This is a genomic window from Collinsella aerofaciens, assembly GCF_964283865.1.
Taxonomy (GTDB): domain Bacteria; phylum Actinomycetota; class Coriobacteriia; order Coriobacteriales; family Coriobacteriaceae; genus Collinsella.
Genome location: NZ_CAXYLS010000005.1, coordinates 73826 through 99539, shown reverse-complemented (window position 1 = coordinate 99539; position 25714 = coordinate 73826). Strand labels below are relative to the sequence as shown.

Below are 25714 nucleotides of genomic sequence, written 5' to 3'. Positions count from 1 at the left end.
GGGTGGCTGAGCCCGATGGAGTACCGCAGGAAGCTTGGATACGCCTAGGCGCGGTCCAAGAAATCGTCCGCACCCCCAAATACGTTGGTGAAAATGGTGAAAAATATATTGACGCTAACACGCGGCCGCCTCGACCGCGCCGCCGCCGGCGCTCGTCGAGGCCGAGAACAGGCAGGTCAGGTTCCTTGCCGCCCGGATATCGGAGGCCCTCGACGAGGCCGGGGCCCTCGAGGCCGAGACGGCGGGGCTGCTCGAGGGCGACGAGACCTACGCGTGCCTGCTCACCGTGCCCGGCATCGGGCCGAGGACGGCGGCGCAGCTCGCGGTATCGGTCGACATCGCGAGGTTCCCGGACCACGACCACCTGGCCTCGTACTGCGGCATAGCCCCGAGGGTGAGGAGCTCCGGCACGTCGGTGAGGTCGGTCAGGGCGTCCAGGCGGGGCGACGCGAGGCTCAAGTCTCTTCTGATCTTCTCGTGCAACAGCCTGGTGAGGTCGTCGGGGCGCTACGGCGAGTACTACCGGGCCTGCAGGGCGCGGGGCATGGGGCACGGGCGGGCGCTCAAGGCCGTCGCGAGGAAGCGGCTCAGGGCGATATACGCCGTGATGCGCGACCGGGTGCCCTACCGGGAGTAGCGTCGAAGGTTGACAAAACTATAGGAACACCCAATGACTAGGTGGGGGAGGCGTGCGACAATGGTGGGCGTTGTGTTGTTCGCGCTAAGGAGTTGCCATGTTGTTGTGTCCCGTTTGCCATGAACCGTTGGTGGACGACGAGCGCGGTGCCGCATGCGCGGGCGGACACCGATTTGACCGTGCGCGCGAGGGCTATCTCTATCTGCTGCGCTCGTCCAAGAGCGGCGACTCCATGGGTGATCCCAAGTCGCAGGCGCGCAGCCGTCGTGACTTTCTGAACCGTGGATACTACGCGCCGTTGCGCGATGCGATGGTCGAGCTGGTGCGCGAGCGGGTGTCTGGACGTGCCGCGTCTACGAACTGCCCCATGACGCTGCTCGATATTTGCTGTGGCGAGGGCTACTACACCAGCGCCATGGGTGCGGTGCCGGGCGTAGATGCTTACGGTTTCGACCTGGGCAAAGAGATGGTGCGCCTGGCCGCCAAGCGCGGCGATGCGACCTACTTCGTGGCCAACATGAAGGCTATCCCCGTGGCGGGCGGCGCCTTTGATATGGTGACCGAGCTCTTTGCCCCCTTTAACGAGCGCGAATTTGCCCGCGTGCTGGTGCCAGAGGGCTCGCTCTATACCGTGGTGCCGGGTGCTCGGCATCTGTTTGGCCTCAAAGAGGTGCTCTACGACACGCCATATCTCAATGACGAGAAGCTGCCGAAGACGACCGAGCTCGAGTTGGTGGGAACGCAACGGGTATCTGCGAACATTACGCTCCAGACGCAGGCCGACATCGAGGCAGTGTTCCAGATGACGCCGTACTACTACCGCACGCGCCCTGCCGATAAAGAGCGCCTGGCAAACCTGGGCACCCTTCAAACCGACATCGACTTCATCATCGCCGAGTACCGTCACAGCTAACAACCTGCCAAAAAGGGACAGGTTTATTTTGGCAGGTGTTATCTGGGCAAACGTAAAGGGCCGACCGCGGAGATGTGCGATCGGCCCTTTTTAGTTGCTTGGCTGCAGAGGCTATGAGAAGTGAGCGCTTACAGGCGGTCCTTGTTCTCGGCCTTGACGGCGTGTGCCTGCTGAACAAAGAACAGGTCGTAGACCACGATGACAAAGGCTCCAATATTGACGGCGCTGCCGCCGAGCGCGGGAAGGGTGAGCACAGCCTGCGCAATCGTGGCGATTGCGGCAACGATGCCGAGCTTAAACGCGCCATCCACCTGCGAAGGCTTGTTGGCGCCCTTGATGCCCGCAACACCTGCGGCAAGGTCGATAACGCCCTTGGCGAGAAGCACGACCGCGGCGAGCATGGCGTTCGATCCGTAGACGGATTCAAATTTGCCGGTTGCGATGCCGGTGATACCGATGACGAGGCTGGCGATGCCCAAAACAAAATAGATGAGGGCAAGGATTTTGAGTGTCTTGCGCGCGGCGCTCATAGGTAGTCCTTTCGATTCGGGCGCTGCCAGTCTGGCGCGTCCCATATGCTGCACATATCGTGAAGCACATTGTAGTTCAACGTGACGGCGTGTGTGTTAGAAAGCGCTTCTCGCCTGTGCAGGGCAATCTTTCAAAAAGGAAAGCCAGCTGTAAGTCAAATCGATGGCAGCTCATGTGCGGCGCTGCGATGATGAGGCCGTGATAAGAAGTGAGTCTAAGGAGGAGCCATGATGTACGGACCAGAGCAAGTGCGTGAACCGCGGTCGTTGGGAAGGCGCATGAGCGATTCTGTGATCGCTGCCGTGTGCACGGGATTGATGGCGGTGCTTTGCATTGGGATGCTGTGGGCCATGTCGCATGTGGGACAATAGCGGACGATTGGGTGCCGACACATGCGGCGCTCACGTATCCGCTTTGCTTGCTAAGGAGTACCCATGGGCGTCGTCGATCCCTTTTCTGTTGCTCGGGCCGCGGGGCTTGAGCTGATCGGGAAGCCCGAGGGCCTTACGCTCACCGACGGCACGATGGAGTTGCGTGCCGATTTTGGCCGCATGCTTCCACGGCTCAAGCAGGGCCGTTTGCAGCAAGAGCTACTGGTGAAGGCTGCGCGCACAAAAGGCATCGAGCAACCATGGGCGATTGATGCCACAGCAGGCTTTGGCGAGGACTCGCTGCTGCTGGCGGCCGCGGGCTTTACCGTCGATCTGTATGAACAGGATTGCGTGATCGCGGCGCTTCTCAAGGATGCCTTGGATCGCGCGGCAGACGATCCGGCGCTTGCGGCTACCGTGTCGCGCATGCGCTTGCATGCGGGCGAGGACAGCATCGCTGGTCTTCGCCATGTAGCTGAGCTGATCGGGCGGGGCGAGCTCGCGGCTCCCGACGTGGTGTATCTGGACCCCATGTTTCCCGAGCGCACCAAGAGCGCGGCGGTGAAAAAGAAGTTTCAGCTCTTGCACCATCTGGAGCAGCCGTGCGCCGACGAGGAGACGCTGGTCGAAGCTGCGCTTGCGGTGCACCCGCGCAAGGTCGTTATCAAGCGACCGGTGAAGGGGCCGCTGCTTGCCGGCGTTAAGCCGAGCTATCAGCTTGCGGGCAAGGCCGTTCGTTACGATGTTTTGGTGCCGCCGCGCCCGTAGCTTGTGCACGATGGCTGGCGCTTCGCCAGCGCCGTGCCGATGCGGGGTCTATTTCCAAGGGTGCGACGTCAGGTGCCAGCCGCCGCAGTATTCGCATTTGTAGCAGGCCAAACCACGCCGTCCGCGGTTTTCGCAGTCGGCCATAACGGCCTCGGCTTCGGCGCGTGTGTCGTAACGGTTTTTGCGCTCGCACGACTTATAGCGCCAAGCCTCGTCGCGCTCGGCGTCCAGGGCGTCGCGGCGCTCGTCCTCGCGTGCAAACAGGTCGCTCATATCGCCGCCGGTGGCAGCGCCCAAAAACTCGCTTTTGGCTTTTGACCAGGCGGCTCGCTTTTTGCTCCCCATCTGCTTCGCGCTCCTCTCCAAACGTTGGTATCATTGCTCAATCAAAGTGATACCAATAAACGTGAGGTCGCCGCGTGATGATCAGAAAAACCCTCGATACCGACATTCCCGCCGTCATGGCTATCTATGACGCGGCCCGCGCCTTTATGCGCGCGCATGGCAACGCCACGCAGTGGCCCGAGGGCACGCCTTCGGCCGAGCAGCTGGCTGCCGATATTGCCGCTGGTGGCAGTTACGTGTGCGAAGTCGACGGCCGCGTGGTGGCGACGTTTGCCTTTTTACCGGGTCCGGACGAGTGCTATGACGTGATTGAGGACGGTCAGTGGCGTAGCGACACTCCGTATGCCGTGCTGCATCGCGTGGCATCCGACGGCACCGTGCACGGTATCGCGGCGGCGATGTTTGCCTTTGCCAAGGAATGCGCCGACCATCTGCGTATTGACACGCACGAGGACAACTTGCCCATGCAGGGCGCCATCGCCAAGGCGGGGTTCGAGCGTGTCGGTATCGTCTATGTGTCCGACGGCACGGCGCGTGTCGCGTTTGATTGGCTGCGCGAGGCGTAGGAGCCAAGGCACGTATCATCACCCAGCTCAAAATAAAAAATGGCCCCGAGTGGGGCCATTTTTGGTAAAACGCGTCGTTGTGGGACTCGCATTGTTACCGCCCCAGATGAACCCGGGCAGACAAAAAGGGGAGGTGCCGGCTTTCGCAAGGCGCGAACCTACGAAAATCGCCGCGCGGCAACGCGGGGCGATGAGCTCGGTCGGGGGATAGGGCCCGCTTCGCCCACCGGCCCGTAAATTGTATCATCCAGTGTGGAGCGTGAACGCCCGTTGCCGCGTGCGATGGGCTTGCAATAAGAGGAGAGCCATGTCGAAGCAAGCGGTCGTTGGAATCTTGGCGCATGTCGATGCCGGCAAGACCACGTTGGCCGAGGCCATGCTGTTCAACGCGGGCCGCATTCGCAAGCGTGGCCGCGTGGACGATGGCGATTCGCATCTGGACACTAACACGATCGAGCGCGAGCGCGGCATCACGATTTTCTCGTCGCAGGCCGTGCTCGACCACGGCGATACCCACGTCATGCTCGTGGATGCTCCCGGCCATGTCGATTTTTCTGCCGAGGCGGAGCGCACACTGCGTGCCCTGGACTACGCGATTCTGGTGGTGGGCGCCAACGATGGCGTGCAGGGGCACACCGAAACCCTGTGGCGCCTGCTTGCACGCTATGACATCCCGACGTTCATCTTCATCAACAAGATCGATTTGGAGAATCCCGGCCGCGATGTTTTGCTGGCACAACTCGAGCAGCGTCTTTCCGAGGGCTGCCTGGATGCCAACGAGCTGCTGGCGGGCGGCGCCGTTCAGGAGGACGCTGCTGCGTTGGACGAAGCGGCGCTCGAGGAGTTTCTTGAAGCGGGTGAGCTTTCTGTCGCAACGCTGTCGCGCATGGTTGCCGAGCGCAAGCTCTTTCCCTGCTTTGCCGGCTCGGCGCTCAAGGACCAAGGCGTTGACGAGCTACTGGATGGTATATGCGCGCTGATGCGTGAGCAGGCGTGGCTCCCGGAGTTTGCCGCGCGCGTCTATCGTGTCAGCCGCGGGGATCGTGGCGAGCGCTTGGCTTGGGTTAAAGTGACCGGCGGCACGCTGCGCGCAAAACAGATGATCAGCGGGCATTCCAGTGCCGAGGCGTGGGAACAGAAGGTCGATCAGGTGCGTATCTATAACGGCGAGAAGTATGAGCTTGCCCAAGAAGTTGCTGCTGGCGGTATTTGCGCCGTGACGGGTCTTGCGCACGTTCGCCCAGGGGACGCCCTGGGCACGGAGCCCGCGGGCGATGCGCCCGTCATCGCTCCGGTCCTCACCTATACGGTGCTGCCGGGCGAACACGACGTTCATGCGGTGTTTAAAGCGCTGAGTGAGTTGGCGGACGAAGATCCCATGCTCGGCGTAAGCTGGAATACGCATCTTGAGCAGATCCGTTTGCAGTTGATGGGCGCCGTGCAACTCGAGGTCGTGCAGCGGGTGTTGGCCGATCGCTTTGGCCTTTCGGTTGCGTTTGAGCCCGGCGGCATTCTCTATAAGGAGACTATTTCGCGGCCGGTCGAGGGCGTGGGCCACTTTGAGCCGCTGCGTCACTATGCCGAGGTGCATCTGCGCCTGGAGCCGTTGCCGGCGGGTTCGGGTGTGCAGTTTGGCACCGTGACCTCGACCGACGAGCTCGATCTTAACTGGCAGCGTTTGGCACTCACCAACGCTATGGAGCGCGACCACCTGGGCGTGCTGACGGGCTCGCCCATCACCGATGTGCGCATTACGCTCACGGGCGGCCGCGCGCATACCAAACACACCGAGGGCGGCGATTTTCGCCAGGCCACGTATCGCGCGATTCGCCAGGGTTTGATGCAGGCGCGCGAGGTCGGCGCAGACGTGTTGCTGGAGCCGTGGTACCACTTTGAGCTCGAGGTGCCGGGGGAGGGCGTGGGCCGGGCGTTGTCAGATGCCACACGCATGGGTGCCGAGTACGAGCCGCCGACGATGGCGGGAGACCGAGCGAAGCTTGTGGGTCGCGTGCCGGCATCCGAGGTGCAGGATTACGCGCTGGAGGTGGCTGCCTACACGAGCGGGCGCGGTCATCTGTACCTGGAGTTCGCCGGTTATGCGGCTTGCCATGATGCCGAGCGCGTAATCGAGACGGCCGCCTACGAGCCCGAGGCCGATCTGCCCAACACGCCCGACTCGGTCTTTTGCTCTCACGGCGCCGGCTACACGGTCAAATGGTATGACGTGCCCGCCGCAGCGCACGTAAAGATCGATCCCGCCACCTTCCGTCCCTGGCGAGCAGCAGACGCCGAGTTTTTCGGCCACATGTGACAAAGGGACAGCCCCTTTGTCACATGCTATTGGTATAACTCAGTATAAGTTGGTATAACTGTTACCAGGGTTTGCCAATCCGAGGAGGCCGACATGCATCCAAATCCCTTTAAGCCAACGGCTGGTAAGCGACCTCCGGTGCTCATCGGTCGCGAGTCGGTCATCGAAGATTTCGAGGAAGGGCTCGATAACGGCGCCGGGGCGCCGGGCAGGCTCATGCTTATTACGGGAAACCGCGGCTGTGGCAAAACAGTTCTCCTGCGGGAGCTGCAACGTCTGGCCAGCGAGCGCGGATGGGCGGTTGTCTCCGATTCCGCCTCGCTTGGTTTATGCGACCGCTTGGCCGACGCGCTCCGCTCGAATAAACCCGTTGTGACGTCAATGGAGTTTGGGCCGTCATTTGGCCGAATGTCGGTCGAGGCAGCGCGGGTAAAAGGCGAGACGTTGCGGGGGCTGGTCAACGCACGTCTCAAGAAGCTCGGTCCAAGCAAGGGCATCCTGTTTGCGATTGACGAGGCGCAATCTGCGTCTATCGAGGAGCTGGCGGCTCTTGCCGTTCTCTATCAGCAGGTGCTCGGAGACCAGGATGCCACGGGCTTGTCCGATAGCGACCAGCGTGGTCTTGCGCTGGTGTTCGCCGGCTTACCCAGTATGGTTGACGATCTGCTCGAAGAGCCGAGCGTGACGTTTTTGCGGCGTGCCCAGCAGCGTACGCTGGGGGCGATATCTTTGCCCCAGGTGCGCGATTCATATATCCAGACGGTCGAATGTGCTGGTCTTTACGTTGATGCGGAGACCGCGGACCTTGCGGCGCACGCGAGCATGGGGCATCCCTATATGGTTCAGCTGGTGGGATATTACATGTGGCGCTCTGCCGTCCGGCGCAACTCGCAGGTCATTGAAAGGTACGATGTCGAGGCTGGCCATGCGGATGCCGTCTCCGAGTTCTACGAAGCGGTTGACGCGCCCCTGTATTACGGGCTGCGCAGTCCACAGCGCCTTTTTATCGAGGCCATGGCGGTTGACGAGGGTAAACCGACTCGCATGGCGGATATCATTGAGCGCTGCGATCGCACTCAGAGCTGGGCGAGTAAATATCGCGCAAGCCTGATTCGCGAGCGCGTCATCGAGGCTGCCGGATACGGCCTCGTCCGGTTTACCGTGCCCATGCTGGGCGAGTACATTCGAGATTGTGTTATATGGCACGAGTAATGTGACAAAGGGACTGTCCCTTTGTCACATTCGATCAACAGGAAGGGAAGCGATGGCGGTGTTGCAACAACCAAGTGCTATCGAGGTGCGCGGTGCACGTGTCCATAACCTCAAGAACATCGATATCGACATTCCGTTGGGAAGGCTCGTGGGCATTGCCGGTGTGTCGGGTTCGGGCAAGAGTTCGCTGGCACTGGGAGTTCTTTATGCCGAGGGCTCGCGCCGTTACCTGGAGGCGCTCAGCACCTATACCCGCCGTCGTCTGACGCAGGCGGAACACGCCCAAGTGGACGAGGTGCTGCACGTGCCGGCGGCGCTCGCGCTGCATCAGCGCCCCAGCGTGCCAGGCGTGCGCTCGACCTTTGGCACCATGACCGAGCTCAACAACAGCCTTCGCCTGCTCTTTAGCCGCTGCGCCCATCACGTTTGCCCGCGCTGCGGGGCGCGCGTGGAGCCGAGCCTTAACGTGGCCGCGGGCCTGTCGCTCACATGCCCCGCATGCGGGCGCGAGTTCTATGCGCCGGGTGCCGAGGACCTTGCCTTTAACAGTGGCGGCGCGTGCCCTACCTGCGGCGGTACCGGCGTTATGCGCGAAGTGGACGAGGCGAGCCTGGTGCCCGACGAGTCAAAGACCATCGACGAGGGCGCGGTGCTTCCCTGGGGCACGCTCATGTGGGATCTGATGAAGCAGGTGGCCGGCGAGATGGGTGTGCGCACCGACGTGCCGTTTAACCAGCTCACGCCCCAAGAGCGCGATATCGTGTTCCATGGCCCGGCGGTTAAGAAGCACATTCTCTACGTTCCCAAAAACGGCGAGGGCGCCACGCCGCTCGACTTTACCTATTACAACGCCGTCTATACTGTCAAGAATGCGCTCGCCAAGGTTAAGGACGATAAGGGGCTCAAGCGCGTTGCACGCTTTTTGCGCGAAGGGCCGTGTCGTGACTGCGGAGGCACGCGTCTTGCCGAGGCCGCGCGCCAGCCCCAGGTGCGCGGCATCAATCTGGCGCAGGCGGCGGCCATGACACTGGGCGAGGCGATTGAGTGGGTGCGCGGGGTGCCCGCATCCTTGCCGACCGAGATGCGGCCCATGGCGACGGACATCTGCGATTCGTTTTTGAGCACGGCCCGCCGCCTGGTCGACCTAGGCCTCGATTACCTTTCACTCGACCGCGCCGGTGCCACGCTGTCGACGGGCGAGCGCCAGCGCGTGCAGCTTGCCCGCGTGGTGCGCAACCGATCGACGGGCGTGCTGTATGTGCTGGACGAGCCTTCGATCGGCTTGCATCCTGCCAATGTCGATGGCCTGGTGGGCGTGATGCGCGATCTGGTGGATGACGGCAACACCGTGGTTGTTGTCGACCACGACACGCGCGTGCTGGCAGAAGCCGACTATCTGGTCGAGATGGGCCCCGTTGCGGGAGCGGGCGGCGGTAACGTCATCGCTGCCGGTACGGTGGACGAGGTCGAACAATCGCAGGGTAGCCGCATCGCGCCGTTTTTGCGCTCGGACCCCAAGCGCCTGCGCCCGCAGGTGGCTGACGACGAAATGTTCGACCTAGGCCATATCCGCATGGCGACCGATGCCATCCATACCGTCAAACCGCTCGAAGTCGATATCCCGCGCGGCCGCCTTGTCGCGGTAACGGGTGTTTCAGGTTCGGGCAAGACGACATTGGTGCTCGAGACGCTCATCCCGGCGCTCAAGGCGCAAGCGGCTGGCGAGCGCCTGCCGAGGCACGTGCGTTGGGTCGATGCCGAGGGCATCGCGCGCGCCAACCTGATTGACGCCACGCCCATTGGCGCCAACGTACGCTCGACGGTGGCGACCTATGCCGACATCCATGATGAGCTGCGCCGCGCCTTCGCCCGCACGCCCGAGGCCAAAGCGGCAGGGTATAAGGCGGGTGCCTTTAGCTACAACACCGGCGCCTTGCGCTGCCCCACATGCGATGGCACGGGCTCGATATCGCTTGACGTGCAGTTTTTGCCCGATGTCGAGATCGTCTGCCCTGCATGCCGTGGCTCGCGTTATGCAGACGCGGCTTCGCATATTCATCGCGAGGGCAAGGACGGCAGCCTGCTTACGTTGCCGCAACTTATGGATATGAGCGTGGATGAGGCCCTCGACGCGACCGTCGGACTCAAGAAGGTTCAGGTGCGTTTACAGACCTTGCACGACCTGGGCTTGGGTTATCTCACGCTTGGTGAGCCCACGCCGGCGCTTTCGGGCGGCGAGGCGCAGCGCCTTAAGCTTGCGAGCGAGATGGGCCGCGTGCAGGACGATGCCGTATTCGTATTCGACGAGCCCACGATTGGCCTGCATCCGCTCGATGTTCAGGTGTTGCTGAGTGTGTTTGATGGCCTTGTTGCCAAGGGCGCCACGGTTATCGTGATCGAGCACGACCTCGACCTTATCCGTAACGCCGATTACGTGATCGACATGGGCCCGGGCGGTGGCGACGCGGGCGGGCAAATCGTTTGCGCCGGCACGCCGGGCGACATCGCGGCCTGCTCCACAAGCATCACCGGTCGCTACCTATAACCGGATGTGACAAAGGGACAGTTCCTTTGTCACATCCGATGCCTATTTCACGCATTGAGCTGCGAGATAGTCGCGGAAGAACGGTAATTCAAAAGCGACGATTCCGCGCCCGCGTTCTCCAATGATGCCGGCGTCTATCATGCGGCGTCGGTAGCGGGAGACCTGCTGCGGCGAACGCTTAAGGCGCTCGACAAGGTCAGCGGTGGTGGACTCTTCTTCGTCATCGAGCATGGCGATGAGAAATCGCTTGTCCTCTGCAGTGAGTTCCCGGTAAGTCGCTGCGAGGATCCGGTCGTCCATTTCATCGCGTGCGATTTTGATTCCCTGGTCAAAGTCGCGTGACGAGATTTCCTTCGAATTGCTTGTGAGATCCCAGGCACGGTAGCCTACGAGTTGCAATAGGAAAGGAAAGCCCGAAATCGAGCGAACGGCCTTATCGATTCCCTCGGCATCCGCCAAACGGTCGTTTTCCTGGATCGTTCGGATCAAGGCCTCGCGTACATCGTAGTCGGCGATACGCCCCAGATGATATTGCTGGGCGCGACGAAGGAACGAGACCGTCTTGTGGTTCAGCAACGTCGAGACGTTGTTAGGAAGTCCCGCCATGAGTAGGGCGACGCGTTTCCCATCGGTCACAAAGTGCTGATACGTGGCTGCGAGCTGAATCATCTCGTCGAGCGTCGGGTCGACCTCATCAACCGTAACGAGCAGGCCGGTGCCCGTTTCGTTGAGTTGGTCGATGATGTCGCTCATGCGATAACGCCAAGTCGAGGCATCGTGAACGCGATTGACCTCGATACTGCCGAGCGGCGCGATTCCGAGGCCGGTGAGTTCGAAGTTGTTAGACGGGTCGATGAGATGGCCTGCAGCACGTTTCGCCCCGAGCTCGATTTCCTCAAGCATTCCCGGGAGCGCGGTCGTCTTTACCGCTATCCAGCCGTGGGATTCCGCCCTTGTCGCGAGCGACGACATGAGAGCGGTTTTACCGGTTCCACGCGCGCCTGAGAAGATCGAGGTCAATTCCGGGCGTCTACGCTGACTCAGGAAGGCACGGTCCAAATCCCGAATAATCTGTTGTCTGCCGGCGAGATGGGCAGGAACCTCACCAAAACTGGGAGTAAATGGGTTCTCGAGATATTCCACAAGGCTCTCCTTTCGCATCGCCGTTTAACTTCATTTTATTCTAGTAAATTCTGATTAAAAGCGATGGCTCGATATTTGGTGTATCAATGTGACAAAGGGACAGTTCCTTTGTCACATTCCGGGAAAGCCTGTCTGCCGCAAGGCCTCGTAGAGGACGATGGCGGCGCTGTTGGAGAGGTTGAGTGCGCTGATGCGGTAGTCGTCGGGGTTAACGAAGTTGCCGCAGATATCCTGCCGAAGGATGGCCTCGTGGCTGTCCTCGGTATGTCCGAGGGATTCCTCGTGGGCCTCCCAAGCCTCGGCGTTATCGAGTGAGTCGCAATCGCGCAGCATCGGGATGCGCTCGCAGCGCTCGGGTGCCGCGGCAAGCAGTGGCTCGGGAATCCCTGAGCTCTCGCTGCCAAAGACCAAGTAGTCGCCATCGCGGTAGGTACTCCGCGCATAGGTGCGGCGTGCCTTTTTGGTCAGCAGATGCAGGCGCTCGTCGGCAGGGGAGAGGCCGTTGCGCGCAAGGAAATCCTCCCAGCCGGCATAGGTCATCACGTCCAAGTTTTGCCAGTAGCCCAGGCCGGCGCGACGTACCGTCTTGTCGTCGAGCGAAAACCCCAGCGGCTCCACCAGATGCAGGCGGGTACCGGTAACCACGCAGGTACGGCCGATATTGCCCGTATTGGCCGGAATCTCGGGCGCATACAGCACGATATTGAACATGAATCTCCTTGGCTCAGAATGAAAAACCACCACGAAGGGGACAGGCACCTTCGTGGTGGTTTGGCGGTTACGTGGGCGGAAAACGCCCGCTTCGATAGCCTAGGCGCGGCGCCAGTCGGTCAGGCAGGCATCGAGGGCGGCGATGAGCGCGTCCTTGTCCATGTGACGGCCGATGATGCACAGGCTCGTCATGCGGTCGCCCGTCTCGTCGTCCCAAATCTGCATGATCTCGGGGTTCTCGTCGATGATCTTCTGCTTTTCGCCCTCGGGCGCAGAGTCGACAAACAGACCGTTCTCCATCAGGCGCATCTGGTGGCCGGCCTGCTCAAACATGTAGCACATGTCCGGATCGCCGGTCTGCCACAGCGGACCCTTGACGCGAATGACCTCGTCGGGCCACTCCTGCTCGACAAAATCGGTGAACTTTTGCAGGTCAAACGGCTTGCGGCGCGAGTACACAAAGGTCTCGATGTCGTACTCGAGCACCTCGGGGTCGTCGTGCTCCTCGGGATGCTCCATGGCCTCGATCCAAGCGGCGGAGTTGTAGGCGCGCATAAAGTCGAAGCGGTCGGTGTCGAGCAGCTCCTCCATGGGGACCTCGCCGTTTTGGGCCTCGACAATCACGGCATCCTTCTGCAGGCTGCGCACAATGGCCTTGAGCTCGGCGATCTGCTCGGGCGTGACGGTATCGGTCTTGTTGAGGATCAGCGTGGAGCAAAACTCGATCTGCTGGATGAGCAGGCTCTCGATGTCATCCTCGTCAATGTCCTCGGCCAGCAGGTCGCGACCGCCGTTGAACTCGTCGTACATGCGGGCGCAGTCGACCACGGCCACGATGTTGTCGAGCGCGAGCTTGGGCTCGCCGCCCACCTTGGCCTCGTCGCAGAAGCTCGAGATGGTGTAGGCGATGGGGATAGGCTCGCAAATACCCGAGGCCTCGATGATGATGTAGTCGAACTTGCCCGAATCGGCGATGCCCTGCAGCTGGTTGGCCAGGTCGTCCGAAAGCGTGCAGCAGATGCAGCCGTTGGTGAGCGGGATGAGGTCGTCGGTCTCGGAAAGGCCGCCGTCGGCGATAAGGCTAGCGTCGACGTTGATCTCGCCGATATCGTTGACGATCACGGCGGCGCGGATGCCGCCGTCGTTGGCGAGGATGTGGTTGAGCAGCGTGGTCTTGCCGGCACCGAGGTATCCGGTAAGCATGATGATCTTCACGGGTTTGTTGGGCATGTGCCCTCCTTTGTTAGATATGGCTTACAGTTGAATCTTATGCCAAACGCGTGCTCTTATGCCCACGCACGGGCAAATAACACAGGCTACTCCCAGGCTCCCCATACGTCGGGACAATAGCCGACGGTGGCCTTTTTGCCGTTGCGCACGATGGGTTCTGCCAGAACCTGCTGGTTCTCGAGCAGCTTGTCGAAGCGCTGGCTGGGGGTGAGGTGCTGGATGAGCGCGAGCGTCTCCTCGTCCTTGGCTTTGGGGTTGAGCAGCTTGTCGATGCCGCCGACCGCCTGCATCACGCTCGTGAGCTCGCCCTTGCTCATCTCCTTTTCCTTAAGGTCGATAAACTGCACCTTAATGCGGCGCTCCTTAAAATAGCGCTGGGCCTTCTTGGTATCGAAGGACTTTTTGGTACCGAAGATCTGAATATTCATATTATGTTCCGCCGTTCTAACGAACGGCGGTCACATCGACGCTGCAAAGCCATCTGATGGGCAATCTGCCTTTCAATCGTCGGGCGCGGGCAAAAGCCCAGCGCCCTCCTCTTTCAAGGCACCTTGCCTCATCAGCTGGCTTTTCGCTGACATTGATAGAGCATCGAGGTGACCACCGCTGGACTTATCGAATAAAGTTGGTCCTAGCGCGATCGGCCTCGGGAGCTTCGATGCCGGCGACCTTTCCCGCCTCGATGCAACGTAGGAGCCAAGCCATGTTTTTGCCGATGTTTCGCATGGTGGCAAGGCCCTCGGCGTCCTGGGCGGCCTCGCCCGGCATGGCACCAAAGACGTTGTTCCAGTAGGTGGATGCTACCACGGGCATCTGGTTGATGGTGAAGTACTTGTTGAGCACGTCGAAGGTGGTCGACGTGCCGCCGCGGCGGGCAACGGCGACAGCGGCGCCCGGCTTGTGCGCAAAGGCCTTGCTGCCTGCATAGAATGCGCGGTCGAGTGCCGAGAGGATGCGTCCGCTGGGGTGCGCATAGTAGACGGGCGAGCCAAAGACAAAGCCGTCTGCCTGCTCGGCAGCGGCAATCAGCTCGTTGACTACATCGTCGTCAAAGGTGCAACGGCAATCGAGCTTGCCGCACTGGCCGCAACCGATGCAATCGCGAATAGGCTTGGCGCCCAGCTGAAACATCTCGGCATCGATGCCTTCGGCGTTGAGCTGCTCGGCGACCTCGGCGAGTGCGCGGGCCGTGTTGCCGTTTGCCTTGGGGCTGCCATTGACCAAAAGAACCTTCATCACAAACTCCCTCTGCTGTCGGTGACTTCTGCGGAGGATTATCGCACGAGAGGACTGATGGCGTGGGGCGCGATGCGAAACGGCCTGTGTTTCACATCGCGCCCCATAACGCTAGTCCAGCTTGGTGCCCGGTACCTGCGGCGCCTCTTTAATCAGCGCATTAAGTTCGTTCAAAATAGAAACGGGCTGTCGGTCGACGGCGTCCAGATGAAGCGTCGCCACGTGAAGGGGTGGTTGATATTCAAATGAGCCGAGGAGCACGGGCGACCCCAAGAACCGCTCGATTTCGTCTGCAACCGCGTCGGTCTCTTCGGGATCAAGCTCGTCAAAGAGCGCCACGAACATCGGCCCCGTCGAGCGGAACAGACGACCCTTGCCGCGCGAGCATTCCATGAGGCAGGCGGCAGTTTCTGCCAAAACGCGATCGCCTGCATCAAAGCCATAACGGGCATTGACCTGGGCGATATCGTCGATTTTAATGGCGATCAAGCCTGCCTTGCGCGCCACGCGACGCATTTCGCCAATGGCGTTGACCAGGGCGTGGATATCGCCCAGGCCGGTCACGGAATCGGTCGTATCTGCCAAGCTTCGGTTGACGACAATGCCCACATACATGTTGGGCTCGGTATCGGTGCCGTCCAGGCGGTAGCCCGTGCAGTCGCAAAGCGCGTATTTTCCGGCGGTATTCATGACGCGATACTGCATGCAGTGGAAGTGCCACGTGCCGTTTACCACCATATCGAGCTCGGCACGTACGTTGTCGCGGTCCTCGGGGTGAACATGGGCAAGCCATATATCGAGCGAGTTGTAGGGATGCTGGGAGGGTAGGTCAAAATCGCGCACGGCATTAACCGACCATTGCGATTCGCCGGTGTCGAGGTTAATGATGAACGGATAGCGTGTCTCGGAGCTCATGGAGATCGCTTGGAACACTCGGTCGTTGCAGGGGGGGGGTTGTTCGGTGACCGGGCGTTGCGGCGCATCGCCTTCTTCCGGTTGTTGCACACGGTACATGAGCTTGTAGCGATACATTTTGCGGTCGGCGTCCTTTGTCATCTGGCGACGCGTATCGCCTGCAAGCGGGTCGACGCGCGAGCAGCCAAAACTAAAGCTGGCGATCATGGGCGCCTTGCCGTCCGATGTTGCCTCGATAAGATTGGCACGCGTCCGCTCCAGGCGCTGCTCGAGCTCGGCTTCGTCTGTCGTGGGGGATATAAGTACAAATTCGTCTCCACCGATACGGAACAGCAACTCATCGGGCTCCATTGTCTCGGTGAGTGCACGGCAGATGTTCAGGATGTAGCGATTACCCTCGGTGTGGCCAAACTTATCGTTGCAATGCTTAAGGCGGTCGATATCGATATAGGCGCAGGTGAAGGGGGTGCCTTTGTGCCAAAGCAGCTCGGCATAACGGTGGAGTCCAGCACGGTTGCCAAGATTGGTGAGCGAATCGATATAGGCGCCGCGCTCAAGCAGCTCGCGTTCTTGCTGCAGGATGGCAAATGTCTTCTGTAGCTGCTCGCCGATGGCGCACAGCTCCGTGGGCAGCGCGGCAACATCGAGCTCGGCGGTCGAGACCCCGTTCGCAAGTCGCTGAAGATAAGCAATGATCGATTGCTCGCCCAGGCGATACGACTCGTTCATGATGGATAACCTCCTTGGGCACAACAGTGGTTTGCATCATATCCCCAATTCGGTTTGGATTGGGGGCATAAGTTAGCCAATGGGGACAAGCGCCCCTTCGGCGGTATCGTTTTGCGCGCGAGCGTATCAGTTTTTGTTACCGCCATCGAGCAATGCCTCAAAATCCTTTGCCTGCATGGGGCGGTAGTAGAGGAAGCCCTGAGCGTAGTGGGCACCCATTTGGAGCAGCATGTTCGCCTGCTCGTTTGTCTCGACGCCTTCGATTACAACGGGCAGATGGAGCGATTGCGCCATCTCGAGCATTGATGAAACGATTTGCGCGCTACGGCTTTGATCGCGGTCGGTGGGCACAAACGTGCGATCAAGCTTGATGACGTCGACGTTGACGTTCTTGAGCATCGCGAGCGTAGACTGGCCGGTGCCAAAATCGTCCATGTAGGTCGAGAAACCGCGAGTGTGTAGGTCGGCCGTCAGCTTATCCACGGCCTCGGACTCTCCCGTATAAGCCGTCTCGGTGATCTCAATGCGCATGAGCTCGGGCGGTAGGTTGTATTGGGCGGCAAGCGCCCCCATATGCTCGGCGACGTCGCAGGCAAGGATATCCACGCGCGACACATTGAGCGAGATCGGAACTACGCGCAGCCCTCGATCGATGCACTCACGCAGCCACGAGGCGACGCCCTGCCAAACATATTTGTCGAGCGTCACCACAAAACCGCTTTCCTCGAGAGCGGGGATAAAGGTGGTAGGTGAAATGAGGGAGCCATCCTTGTCAATCCAGCGTGTGAGCGCCTCGGCGCCAACGATCTCGCCGGTTTCCATGTCGACCTGGGGCTGCAAGTAGTAGGTAATGCGGCCGTTTGAGAGCGCATACTGGAATTCGGTCAGCGTGCGGTGGAACGCGATTTCGTGTTCGTATTCCTCGGGGCGGAAAATGGCAATGCGCTCCTTAAAGTCGTTTTTTGCGCGCCGATTGGTAAACATGGCCTTGGCCTGCGCATCGATGGTGATTTCCTCGTTGGAGTCGATGGGGTAGACGCCCATGGACGGCCAGAAGCCCACGCCGTCATCATGCTTGGCCACGGCCTGGCGAATGCGGCTATAGATCTGATGGACGGTGTCGTGTTCAAAGGGGATGAGTACGCAAAAATCGTCTTGGCCCCAGTACCCTGCGACGCCCATGGCGGCATTCTCGATGTCCTTGAGAACCGTGCCCACATCGGCGAGTACGCGGTCGCCCTCGGCCTGTCCGTGCCATTCGTTGAACAGTCGCATGTGCCCCATATCGACGGTGGCGATACACCAGGCGCCGTTGCGCCTTGTCTCGAGAAATTCGTTGGCGCGGCGCATAAACTCGCTGGGTCGATAGAGACCCGTGAGCGGATCGATGCGTTCGGCGATGGCGCTTTTGCGCTCCACCTCGGGTATGGGGAGGCTGTCGTTGGGAACAAGCCCGCCGGCCGTGCGAATGCGACGGTCGAGTTCGCCTAAAACGGCGGCCGTTTGATTGGTCAGGTGCTCGTAAAAGGCCGGAACGACAAGACAGACGGGGGTAATAGTGTCGCCCGCGATTCGAACGGGAGCGAAAACGGCCTCTTTGAGATGTTGGATCAGTTGCTCGAATGCTTCGTGATCCAAATTGTTGCTAAGCACGACGAACTGGGCGTTGCGTGAACGGAAGACGCGACTCCTGCCGCGAGTAATCGACAGCATGCGGCCTGCGTATTCGGCGAGCATGTTGTCGACGGCCTCGGCCCCGTAGAGCTCGTTGAGCTTTGCCGTGCCGCGAACGCGCACTGCTATAAGCCCCGTCTCGCAACGGTCGTGACGGCAGGCATCGATAGCGTTGATCAGCGTGCGCTGTGTTCCGAGACCCGTGGCGGCGTCGACGGTCTCGGCAAGCGAGTGGTTGACGAGCTCGCCGACATAGAGCGAGGGGACATTTCCGTCGCCGTCGATACGAAACCCGCGAGCACGGCCGAGGATGTAATCGCCGGCGGCATTGCGCACGCGGTACTGCATGACGTGACGATGTTTGGAGCCGTCATAGATTTGGTCGATGTCGTTGGTATAGGCCTCAAGGTCATCGGGATGGACACGCGTTTTCCAGTAATCGTGGCAGTTGTCTATATGCTCCGAAGGAAGACCAAGATCGCGCAAGGCGCCTTGTGACCAAAGGGTTCGATGTTTGTCCAAGTTCTCGATAAAGAAATATCGGCCTTCGTTGAGCATCGAAAGGGCGTCGAAAATGCGATCGCTTATTTCGAAGTCGTCGGTGTGGGCTTGTGCGATATTGCGTCGATCAAGGTGCACGGCATGACGTAGCTTGTAGTCGTACATGCGATGATCGGCATCGTTCGTCAAGCGATTGGGGGCTTCGCCCAGGGCGGGGTCGGCGTGTGCCACTCCGTAGCTAAACGAGTGAGGCATCTTGGAAGCGTTGTTTTCGAGCAGTACCGTTCGGCAGTGTTCCAGACGTTCGGCAAGGTCGTCCTCGGTCGCAATCGTAGACAGGATGGCGAACTCGTCGCCCCCCAGACGAAATGCCGCCTCGTCCACCTTCATATACAGTTTGAGATAGAGGCTCACCTGCAAGATATAGCGGTTGCCCTCGTCATGTCCAAAGATGTCGTTGCAGTGCTTAAGGTTATCGATGTCGATAAACGCCATGGTCACGGGCAGTTCCTGCTCCCAGAGTTCCTCTAAGGAACGGGTAAAGCCGCCGCGGTTGCCAAGTCCGGTGAGCTCGTCGGTAAAGGCGGTCCTGATCAGATCGTCCTGACGCTCCAGAAGGTCACGGATGGTCTTTTCGAGCGTTTCGGTATTATTGCTGGCGTTATCCATACTGTAAGCGGCTTTCTGAGGTCGGGGCGGATTGCGTCGGGCGAGCTCGTTGTGCACATGCGTTGCTGCTCAACGCCTTGCGTGTTTCCAAGCCCCCGCCTTGCTGCGTCGTTGGGTTTATTTGTCGGTTCGTGCTCTCGGCTGATAACTACTGAGTAGTATAAACAAGTGTATGGAATTATGCAGGGGTGCCCATGTTGCGGGCGGCCATTATTCGCCAAACGGTAACGCGACGATGTTCGATGAAAATGCGACTGAGACGATATTTGTTGATGGGTATACTTGTTCCGTTTTAAAACGCAGGAACGGAGATGGTCGCATGGCACAGTCAAATATGACGCGCACGGTGGGGCTGGCGCTCGAGGGAGGCGGCTACCGCGGTATGTATACGGCGGGCGTGCTCGACGTTTGGATGGAGCACGGTTTGACCTGCGACCATATGGTGGGCGTCTCGGCGGGCGCGGCATTTGGCTACAACTTTAAATCGCGCCAGATCGGCCGCGCCATTCGCTATAACAAGGCCTATTGCGCCGACAAACGCTATGCGAGCGTGACCAGCTGGCTGCGAACCGGCGATATGTTCAATGCCGATTTTGCCTACCACGAGGTGCCCATCGAGCGCGATCCCATCGACCTGGAGGCGTATCGCGCCTGCCCCATGCGGTTTACGTGCGTGTGCACCGATATCGAGACGGGCAAGGCCGTCTACCACGACCTGCCCTATGGCGACGAGCGGGATATCGAGTGGATCCGGGCATCGTCGGCGATTCCTGTGGCGACGCGTCCCGTTGCTAAAGACGGGCATAAGTATCTGGATGGCGGCGTGGCTGATTCTATTCCCAGCGCATGGCTGTTTGCGCAGGGGTATGACCGCAATATCGTGGTACTCACGCAGCCGGCGGGCTTTGTGAAGCAGCCCAACAGCGTGATGCCCATGCTGCGGCGCGTGTTCCGTCACTATCCGGAGTTTGTTGCAGCGCTTGAGCATCGGCATGAGGTCTACAATGCCACGCTCGATGACCTGGCACGTCGAGAGGCTGCCGGGGAAATCTTTGTGGTGCGGCCGAGCGAATCGGTGAAGGTGCCGTCGCTGTGCCGCGAACCGGATGAGCTCGAGCGCATCTACCAGGTCGGCCGCCACGATGCAGAGGCGACTTTGCCGGCGTTGGAAGCGTATCTGGCGGGGTAAGGGTCGCATACGGAAAGCGCATCCCGGAATGGAGGCCCAAACTGGGATGCGCTTTCCATTGCTGAAGATATGAGGCTGCGAATCAGCTGTTCGGCCTATGCCTATGCCTGCTGCCAGGTGTCGACAAGCTCCTTGGCCGCGGCGTAGGGATCGTCGGCGCTGCAGACGGCGCTCACCACAAAGAAGCCGTCGACGCCGGTTGCCTTAAGCTGCGGCAAGTCGGCCGTCTTAACGCCGCCGCCCACCACGATGGGCACGGGGCTTGCCGCGTGGAGTGCGGCCAGGTCCTCAAAGCTCTTGGTGATGATGGAGCCATCGGCTGCGCGTCCGCAGTCGCGCTTGGTCTCGGTCTCGTGGAGCGGGCCGATGCCCAGGTAGTCGACCAGACTCATGTCGGCGGTCTTGACGTACTCGAGCATTTCCTCGCAACGGGCCGAAAGGCCCACGATGGCGTCGGGGCCCAGCAGCTTGCGACAGACCTCGACGGGAATATCGCTCTGGCCCACGTGCACGCCGTCGACCGCAATGCCCTGCTCGCGTGCGGCGAGTACGCAGTCAAGGCGGTCATCGATCAGCAAGGCGACCTGACCGGTCTTGCCGGCCTGTGCGATTGCCTGCGCGGCGTCGCCGGTCAGCGCAATGATCTCGCGGGCGCTTGCCACCTTGGAGCGCACCTGAATGCAGGTAAAGCCGGCGTCGAGCGCCTGGGCCACCACATCGCCCACGGGGCGTCCGAGGGTGTTTTCGGGGCCGAGCACCAGATAGGCCGAGATATCAAGGTTGTCGCGGATGCTCATCGTGCTTCCTCCTGCTTTTTGATCTGCGCTTCCATGCGCTCGAGTTTGCCGGTCATGGTGTCGGTAAATCCAGGTCGAATATCGGCTTTGAGCACGACTTCGGTTCGGATGCCCTTGTTCGCTAACACAAAGGTCGCGTCGCGCACGACCTGCATGACCTCGTCCCAGTCGCCCTCGACCTCGGTGAACATCGAGGTGGTGCGGTTGGGAAGGCCGCTCTCGCGAATGACGCGCACGACCTCGGCGACCTCGGCGGACAGTTCATCGCCGGTGCCGCACGGGGCGATGGCCACAGCGACGAGCGTGTTCATGCCGGCATTGGTTGCGGGCTCGGACATGGCTTATGCCTCCTCGAGCTCGAGTCGGTTATCGGCGATGTCTTGGGCGGTTGCGCGGTAGAGCTCGTCGATAAAGGCGACCTTAAAGCTTGCCGGGGCATCGGCGACGGCGGCGGCACGCGTGCCGGCGACGTTGTAGACGGCGGTACCGCAGACGGCTGCCGTAAACGGATCGGCAGCGCAGGCGTACACGGCCAGCACGCCGCCCTGCGAGCAACCGCAGCCGGTAATCTTGGACATGAGCGGGCTGCCGCCGTGGGATTTGGCCACGGTCGTGCCGTCGGTAATCAGGTCGACTTCGCCCGAGACCACAACGGCGCCGCCGGTGTAGCGAGCGAGCGCCACGGCGGCATCGCGGGCGGCGTCGACCGTGTCGGTGGTATCGACACCACGTACGCGGCTCAGATCGGCCGACTCGCCCTCAAGACCCCACAGGCCGGAGAGTGCGATGATCTCGGAGGCGTTGCCGCGTACGATGGCGGGCTTGTACTGCTTGAGCTCGTTTACCAGCTGGGTGCGCAGGCTACCGATGCCCAGACCCACCGGATCGAGCACCCAGGGCTTGCCGGCGTCGTGTGCCGCCTTGGCCGCGCGGGGAATCGTCTGCTCGTAGATGGGGAAGAGCGTGCCCATGTTGAGATAGATGGCGGCGCCGCCGGCAACGAGCGCCTCGCCCTCGTCGGGCAGATAGACCATGGCGGCCGAACCGCCCACGGCGAGCTGCGCGTTGGCGACAAAGTCGATCGTCACCGTGTTGGTGATGGAGCCGGCCATCGGATTGGTGGCTCGAATCTCCTCTACGGCCTTGACCATATGTTGCTTAAGCTGTTCCGAATCAATCACTGCACATGCCTCCTTGGCATAGAAAAGGGGCGCTGTGCATAGACAGCGCCCCTGTAAAGGCGGCATGCTCCCTACGCCAGCATTAACTGACAGGTTCAAAGGATTGGGCCCTATGCCCTCTCAGCCTTGTGGTTTGCACCGCCGGCACTCCCGCATCGAATCTGTTGTTCCCTATACTAGCGCACCTGCCAATATGGGACAGGTTTATTTTGGCAGGTGGCAACAGGGGCGCTGCATTTTCCCAGATAAAACCTGCCAAGATAAACCTGTCCCTTATTGGCAGGTCGTTACAATAGACGGGATAAAGAATGACCGAGGGGACCTTATGATCAAACTTGTTCTGACCGATATGGACGATACGCTGATTCCTGCTGGACACGATGGCGCCAGCGACTGCGCCATCGAGGGCATTCATGCCATGCAGGCGGCGGGCCTGCATTTTGGCCCGGTTTCGGGTCGCCAGCCGTCCGCGATGAGCTGGATGTTCCGCAATCGCTCCGAGTGCTTCTCGACCGGTGCGTTTTGCAACGGCCAGGTGATGTTTGTCGATGGCGAGGCGGTTGCCTCGCGCGCAACTGATAACGATGCCCTTATGCGCCTGGCCGACTACCTGGAGCAAGAGACCGACGATACCTATTTGAAGGTCTACCGTCTGGGTGATGACTTTTGGGACAACGACGCCTATTGCGTGACAAGCGATCCCGAGCGTGTGCGTCGCGCCATGGAGTCAGGCGGCAACGCGTGGCTCAAGGGCGAAGAGGCTCCCTGTCGCCCTGTCGTTGACGATGCCCCGGTATACAAGGCGAATATCTGGAGTGCCCGTTCGCGCGAGGAGCTCGCCGAGCTGCGCGAGCGTGTTGCCGCCGAGGTGCCGGAGCTCTCGCTCGTGTTTCCCAACAACCGCGTGCGCCTGTTCGACGTTCTTCCGACCGGCTGGGACAAGGGCTGTGCTGCGCTGGAGCTGGCGCGCGCTTTGGGCCTGACGCCCGACGAGGTGGCCGTATTCGGCGATTCCGATAACGATTTGCCCATGATCGATGCCGTTCCCAATTCCGTTGCAGTCGCCAATGCCAACGAGGCCGTCACGGCTGCCGCGCGCTGGCATATCGGCGCTGCGGCAGATGATGCGGTTGCCGGGGCTCTGCATCAGATTGCCGCCTGCGCCGCGACGGGGGAGATGCCGTCGTTTATGCGTCAGATGGACGCGACGGGTTTCGACGTCACGAACGTCTAGGGAGAAAGCCATGAAGCTCCAGCAGCTCAGATATGTCGTCAAAGTTGCCGAATGCGGCAGCATCACCGAGGCCTCGCGCCGGCTCTTTGTGTCGCAGCCTTCGATTACCGCGTCAATTCGCGATCTCGAAAACGAGATGGGTGTACACATCTTTGAGCGCACCAACAAGGGCGTCATTGTGTCCGAGGAAGGCGAGACCTTCTTGGGCTACGCGCGCCAGGTGCTCGACCAGGCCGACCTGCTCGAGGGCAAGTACAAAGGCACGTCCGAGCAGGTGCCGCACTTTAGTGTGAGCTGCCAGCATTATTCCTTTGCCGTTAATGCATTTGTCGATGTGATCCGCGAGTTCGATGCCGCGCGCTACGACTTTACCCTGCGCGAGGAGCAGACCCACGAGATTATCGAGGACGTCGCGCATATGAAAAGCGAGCTCGGCATCCTGTATCTGTCGGAGCACAATCGCGAGGTCATCGAGCGCATGCTGGCGGCCAACGAGCTCGTATTCGAAGGACTCTTCTGCGCTACGCCGCATGTCTTTGTGTGCTCCGACCATCCGCTGGCGGGTCGCTCGAGTGTGACGCTCGAGGACTTGGAAGACTACCCGTTCCTGTCCTATGAGCAGGGCAGCTACAACTCGTTTTACTATTCCGAGGAGCTGACCTCGACCTTTGAGCGCCGCAAGAATATCCGCGTGCGCGACCGTGCGACGCTGTTCAACCTAGCTATGGGCCTTAACGGTTACACGGTGTGTTCGGGCGTGATCAGCCATGAACTTAACGGCCCCGGCATTATCTCCATTCCGCTCGATGTAGACGAGTACATGGAGATCGGCATCATCACGCGCAAGAACACGACACTTACGCGCTACGGGCAGGCCTATATCGAAGCGATTCGTCAGCACATCTAGACTGCTGCGTTCTGCACGGGTCAAATCTCTTTATGGCAGTCCCAACTAATATAGGAAGCATCTATATCAAACTGTTATAAACGCATATTTTACGATGTCCATATGAGCGCTCATACTCTGTCCCAGTAAAGCAACCAATGCAAAGGGAGATATCTATGAGCACTTCGATTCAACCGAACGCGCCGTTTCGTGCCGATATCGTCGGCAGTTTTCTTCGTCCGCAGGCTGTAAAGGACGCCCGTGCCGCCTATGTCGCGGGTAAACTCGACGCTTCCGGCCTTAAGGCCGTCGAGGACGAGGCCATCCGCGACTTAGTGGCCAAGCAGAAGGCTGCCGGCCTGCAGGTGATTACCGATGGCGAGTTCCGCCGCAGCTACTGGCACCTCGATTTTATGTGGGGCCTCAACGGCATTGAGCGCCGCGCCTCGCGCACGGGCTACATGTTCCACGATGAGGAGACTACCGCCGACACCGCCGTGGTAACCGGTCCCATTAGCGGTGAGAATCATCCGTTCGTCGAGCACTTCAAATTTATCAAGTCGCTCGAGGGAGAGGGCCAGGTCGCGCGCCAGACCATTCCGGCGCCGATCCAGACGTTCTCCGAAGTCACACTCGACCGCTGCGATGGCCAGCAGGAGAGTCTGCACGCCGTCTACAAGACCGACGAAGAACTCGTCGATGCCATTGCCGCAGCATACCGCACCGTGATTGCTGACCTGTATGCCGCGGGCTGCCGCAACATCCAGTTTGATGACTGCACCTGGGGCATCTACTGCGATACCGACTTTGTGTCCAAGACTGGCATGAGCCCGGTTGACCTGCAAAGGGTGAGCGAGCTGGGCGTGGCGCTCAACAACGCCGCCATCGAGGACAAGCCCGACGACCTCGTCATTAACACGCACGTGTGCCGCGGCAACTACCACTCTACCTATGCTTTCGAGGGCGGCTATGACCCCATCGCGCCGTACCTGTTCGCACATGAGGATGTCGACGCATTCTACCTGGAGTTCGATACGCCGCGCGCCGGCGGTTTTGAGCCGCTCAGCTACGTTGCCCCGGGCAAGAAGGTCGTGCTGGGCTTGGTGACCACCAAGGCCGCAGAGCTCGAGAACGAGGATGTTATCGTCGAGCGCATCCGCGAAGCCGCAAAGTACGTGCCGCTCGAGAACCTGTATCTGTCTCCCCAGTGCGGCTTTGCCAGCTGCGAGATTGGCAACAAGCTGACCGAGGACGAGCAGTGGGCAAAGATCGCCCTGGTCAAACGCATCGCCGAGCGCATCTGGAAGTAGTGCTGCCGTTCGCAGGGGCGTCGTGGTCGGAGCGGCATGCATCGCGTACAATGGTTCGGATCGTATCGTTCGGGCAGGTAATCCGATATGCCCGAGCGCCCTTCCATTAT

Annotated in this window: 23 protein-coding genes and 1 riboswitch; of the genes, 11 read left to right on the top strand and 12 right to left on the bottom strand. The window is 60.5% G+C overall.

Annotated elements, in window-relative coordinates; translation table 11 throughout:
- Nucleotides 1-196: 196 nt before the first annotated feature.
- Both ACRX4W_RS05045 and ACRX4W_RS05040 read left to right on the top strand, forming a co-directional pair.
- Nucleotides 197-637, top strand: coding sequence for a transposase (locus tag ACRX4W_RS05045; protein WP_432299477.1), 441 nt, complete (start codon nt 197-199; stop codon nt 635-637).
- Between the two features lie 97 nt (nt 638-734).
- Complete coding sequence (locus ACRX4W_RS05040; RefSeq protein ID WP_432299475.1) at nt 735-1550, top strand: putative RNA methyltransferase; 816 nt, start codon at nt 735-737, stop codon at nt 1548-1550.
- Nucleotides 1551-1678: 128 nt separating this feature from the next.
- Here the strand turns inward: ACRX4W_RS05040 and ACRX4W_RS05035 are convergent, their stop codons facing one another.
- A complete protein-coding gene (locus ACRX4W_RS05035) occupies nt 1679-2080 on the bottom strand; it encodes a hypothetical protein (RefSeq protein ID WP_432299473.1) in 402 nt (133 codons plus the stop codon).
- Nucleotides 2081-2515: 435 nt separating this feature from the next.
- Here ACRX4W_RS05035 and ACRX4W_RS05030 point away from each other — a divergent pair, with 435 nt between their 5' ends.
- Entirely contained in the window at nt 2516-3220 is a 705-nt protein-coding gene (locus ACRX4W_RS05030; RefSeq protein WP_432299471.1) for a class I SAM-dependent methyltransferase, read from the top strand.
- Nucleotides 3221-3268: 48 nt separating this feature from the next.
- Here ACRX4W_RS05030 and ACRX4W_RS05025 read toward each other — a convergent pair whose 3' ends face one another.
- Nucleotides 3269-3565: a hypothetical protein gene (locus ACRX4W_RS05025; protein WP_055310006.1), complete on the bottom strand. Its 297-nt coding sequence runs from the start codon at nt 3563-3565 to the stop codon at nt 3269-3271.
- Between the two features lie 77 nt (nt 3566-3642).
- On the opposite strand from ACRX4W_RS05025, the gene ACRX4W_RS05020 reads away from it, so the two are divergent.
- The 4 genes from ACRX4W_RS05020 (at nt 3643) to ACRX4W_RS05005 (ending at nt 10199) form a co-directional block, all read left to right on the top strand.
- Entirely contained in the window at nt 3643-4131 is a 489-nt protein-coding gene (locus ACRX4W_RS05020) for a GNAT family N-acetyltransferase (protein ID WP_117582849.1), read from the top strand.
- A gap of 307 nt (nt 4132-4438) precedes the next feature.
- Nucleotides 4439-6442, top strand: coding sequence for a GTP-binding protein (locus tag ACRX4W_RS05015; protein WP_432299469.1), 2004 nt, complete (start codon nt 4439-4441; stop codon nt 6440-6442).
- A gap of 93 nt (nt 6443-6535) precedes the next feature.
- Entirely contained in the window at nt 6536-7654 is a 1119-nt protein-coding gene (locus tag ACRX4W_RS05010) for a DUF8462 domain-containing protein (protein ID WP_432299468.1), read from the top strand.
- A gap of 52 nt (nt 7655-7706) precedes the next feature.
- Nucleotides 7707-10199, top strand: a complete 2493-nt coding sequence (locus tag ACRX4W_RS05005) for an excinuclease ABC subunit UvrA (RefSeq protein WP_432299466.1) — start codon at nt 7707-7709, stop codon at nt 10197-10199.
- A gap of 42 nt (nt 10200-10241) precedes the next feature.
- On the opposite strand, the gene ACRX4W_RS05000 is transcribed toward ACRX4W_RS05005, so the two are convergent.
- From ACRX4W_RS05000 to ACRX4W_RS04970, 7 genes are all read right to left on the bottom strand, one after another.
- Nucleotides 10242-11342: a DUF8462 domain-containing protein gene (locus ACRX4W_RS05000; RefSeq protein WP_432299464.1), complete on the bottom strand. Its 1101-nt coding sequence runs from the start codon at nt 11340-11342 to the stop codon at nt 10242-10244.
- A gap of 111 nt (nt 11343-11453) precedes the next feature.
- Nucleotides 11454-12053 carry a tRNA (cytidine(34)-2'-O)-methyltransferase gene (locus ACRX4W_RS04995; protein WP_432299462.1) on the bottom strand — a complete coding sequence of 200 codons (600 nt, stop codon included), beginning with the start codon at nt 12051-12053 and terminating at the stop codon, nt 11454-11456.
- 99 nt (nt 12054-12152) lie between these two features.
- Nucleotides 12153-13283, bottom strand: coding sequence for a GTP-binding protein (locus tag ACRX4W_RS04990; protein ID WP_432299460.1), 1131 nt, complete (start codon nt 13281-13283; stop codon nt 12153-12155).
- A gap of 86 nt (nt 13284-13369) precedes the next feature.
- Nucleotides 13370-13711, bottom strand: coding sequence for an arsenate reductase family protein (locus ACRX4W_RS04985; protein ID WP_022093957.1), 342 nt, complete (start codon nt 13709-13711; stop codon nt 13370-13372).
- A gap of 184 nt (nt 13712-13895) precedes the next feature.
- Nucleotides 13896-14519 (bottom strand): flavodoxin family protein, encoded by a 624-nt coding sequence (locus tag ACRX4W_RS04980; protein ID WP_432299458.1) that lies wholly within the window; start codon nt 14517-14519, stop codon nt 13896-13898.
- 111 nt (nt 14520-14630) lie between these two features.
- Complete coding sequence (locus ACRX4W_RS04975; protein WP_432299457.1) at nt 14631-16163, bottom strand: diguanylate cyclase domain-containing protein; 1533 nt, start codon at nt 16161-16163, stop codon at nt 14631-14633.
- 126 nt (nt 16164-16289) lie between these two features.
- A complete protein-coding gene (locus ACRX4W_RS04970; RefSeq protein ID WP_432299456.1) occupies nt 16290-19007 on the bottom strand; it encodes a bifunctional diguanylate cyclase/phosphodiesterase in 2718 nt (905 codons plus the stop codon).
- A 319-nt stretch (nt 19008-19326) separates the two neighbouring features.
- On the opposite strand from ACRX4W_RS04970, the gene ACRX4W_RS04965 reads away from it, so the two are divergent.
- On the top strand, nt 19327-20196 hold the full coding sequence (locus tag ACRX4W_RS04965; RefSeq protein WP_432299455.1) for a patatin-like phospholipase family protein: 870 nt from the start codon (nt 19327-19329) through the stop codon (nt 20194-20196).
- Between the two features lie 101 nt (nt 20197-20297).
- On the opposite strand, the gene ACRX4W_RS04960 is transcribed toward ACRX4W_RS04965, so the two are convergent.
- The 3 genes from ACRX4W_RS04960 to thiM are packed head-to-tail and all read right to left on the bottom strand — an operon-like array spanning nt 20298 to nt 22174.
- Nucleotides 20298-20993, bottom strand: coding sequence for a thiamine phosphate synthase (locus tag ACRX4W_RS04960; protein WP_006234517.1), 696 nt, complete (start codon nt 20991-20993; stop codon nt 20298-20300).
- Nucleotides 20990-21331 (bottom strand): thiamine-binding protein, encoded by a 342-nt coding sequence (locus tag ACRX4W_RS04955; RefSeq protein WP_432299453.1) that lies wholly within the window; start codon nt 21329-21331, stop codon nt 20990-20992. Before ACRX4W_RS04955 ends, ACRX4W_RS04960 begins: the two co-directional genes overlap by 4 nt.
- A gap of 3 nt (nt 21332-21334) precedes the next feature.
- Nucleotides 21335-22174 carry a hydroxyethylthiazole kinase gene (gene thiM / locus ACRX4W_RS04950; RefSeq protein ID WP_432299451.1) on the bottom strand — a complete coding sequence of 280 codons (840 nt, stop codon included), beginning with the start codon at nt 22172-22174 and terminating at the stop codon, nt 21335-21337.
- 51 nt (nt 22175-22225) lie between these two features.
- A riboswitch (TPP riboswitch) is annotated at nt 22226-22336 on the bottom strand.
- 163 nt (nt 22337-22499) lie between these two features.
- On the opposite strand from thiM, the gene ACRX4W_RS04945 reads away from it, so the two are divergent.
- The 3 genes from ACRX4W_RS04945 to ACRX4W_RS04935 all read left to right on the top strand — a co-directional run bounded on the left by ACRX4W_RS04945 (nt 22500) and on the right by ACRX4W_RS04935 (nt 25604).
- A complete protein-coding gene (locus ACRX4W_RS04945; RefSeq protein ID WP_158549063.1) occupies nt 22500-23408 on the top strand; it encodes an HAD-IIB family hydrolase in 909 nt (302 codons plus the stop codon).
- A 10-nt stretch (nt 23409-23418) separates the two neighbouring features.
- Nucleotides 23419-24315 (top strand): LysR family transcriptional regulator, encoded by an 897-nt coding sequence (locus ACRX4W_RS04940; RefSeq protein ID WP_117563541.1) that lies wholly within the window; start codon nt 23419-23421, stop codon nt 24313-24315.
- Nucleotides 24316-24470: 155 nt separating this feature from the next.
- Nucleotides 24471-25604 (top strand): 5-methyltetrahydropteroyltriglutamate--homocysteine S-methyltransferase, encoded by a 1134-nt coding sequence (locus ACRX4W_RS04935; protein WP_233502663.1) that lies wholly within the window; start codon nt 24471-24473, stop codon nt 25602-25604.
- Nucleotides 25605-25714: the final 110 nt, after the last annotated feature.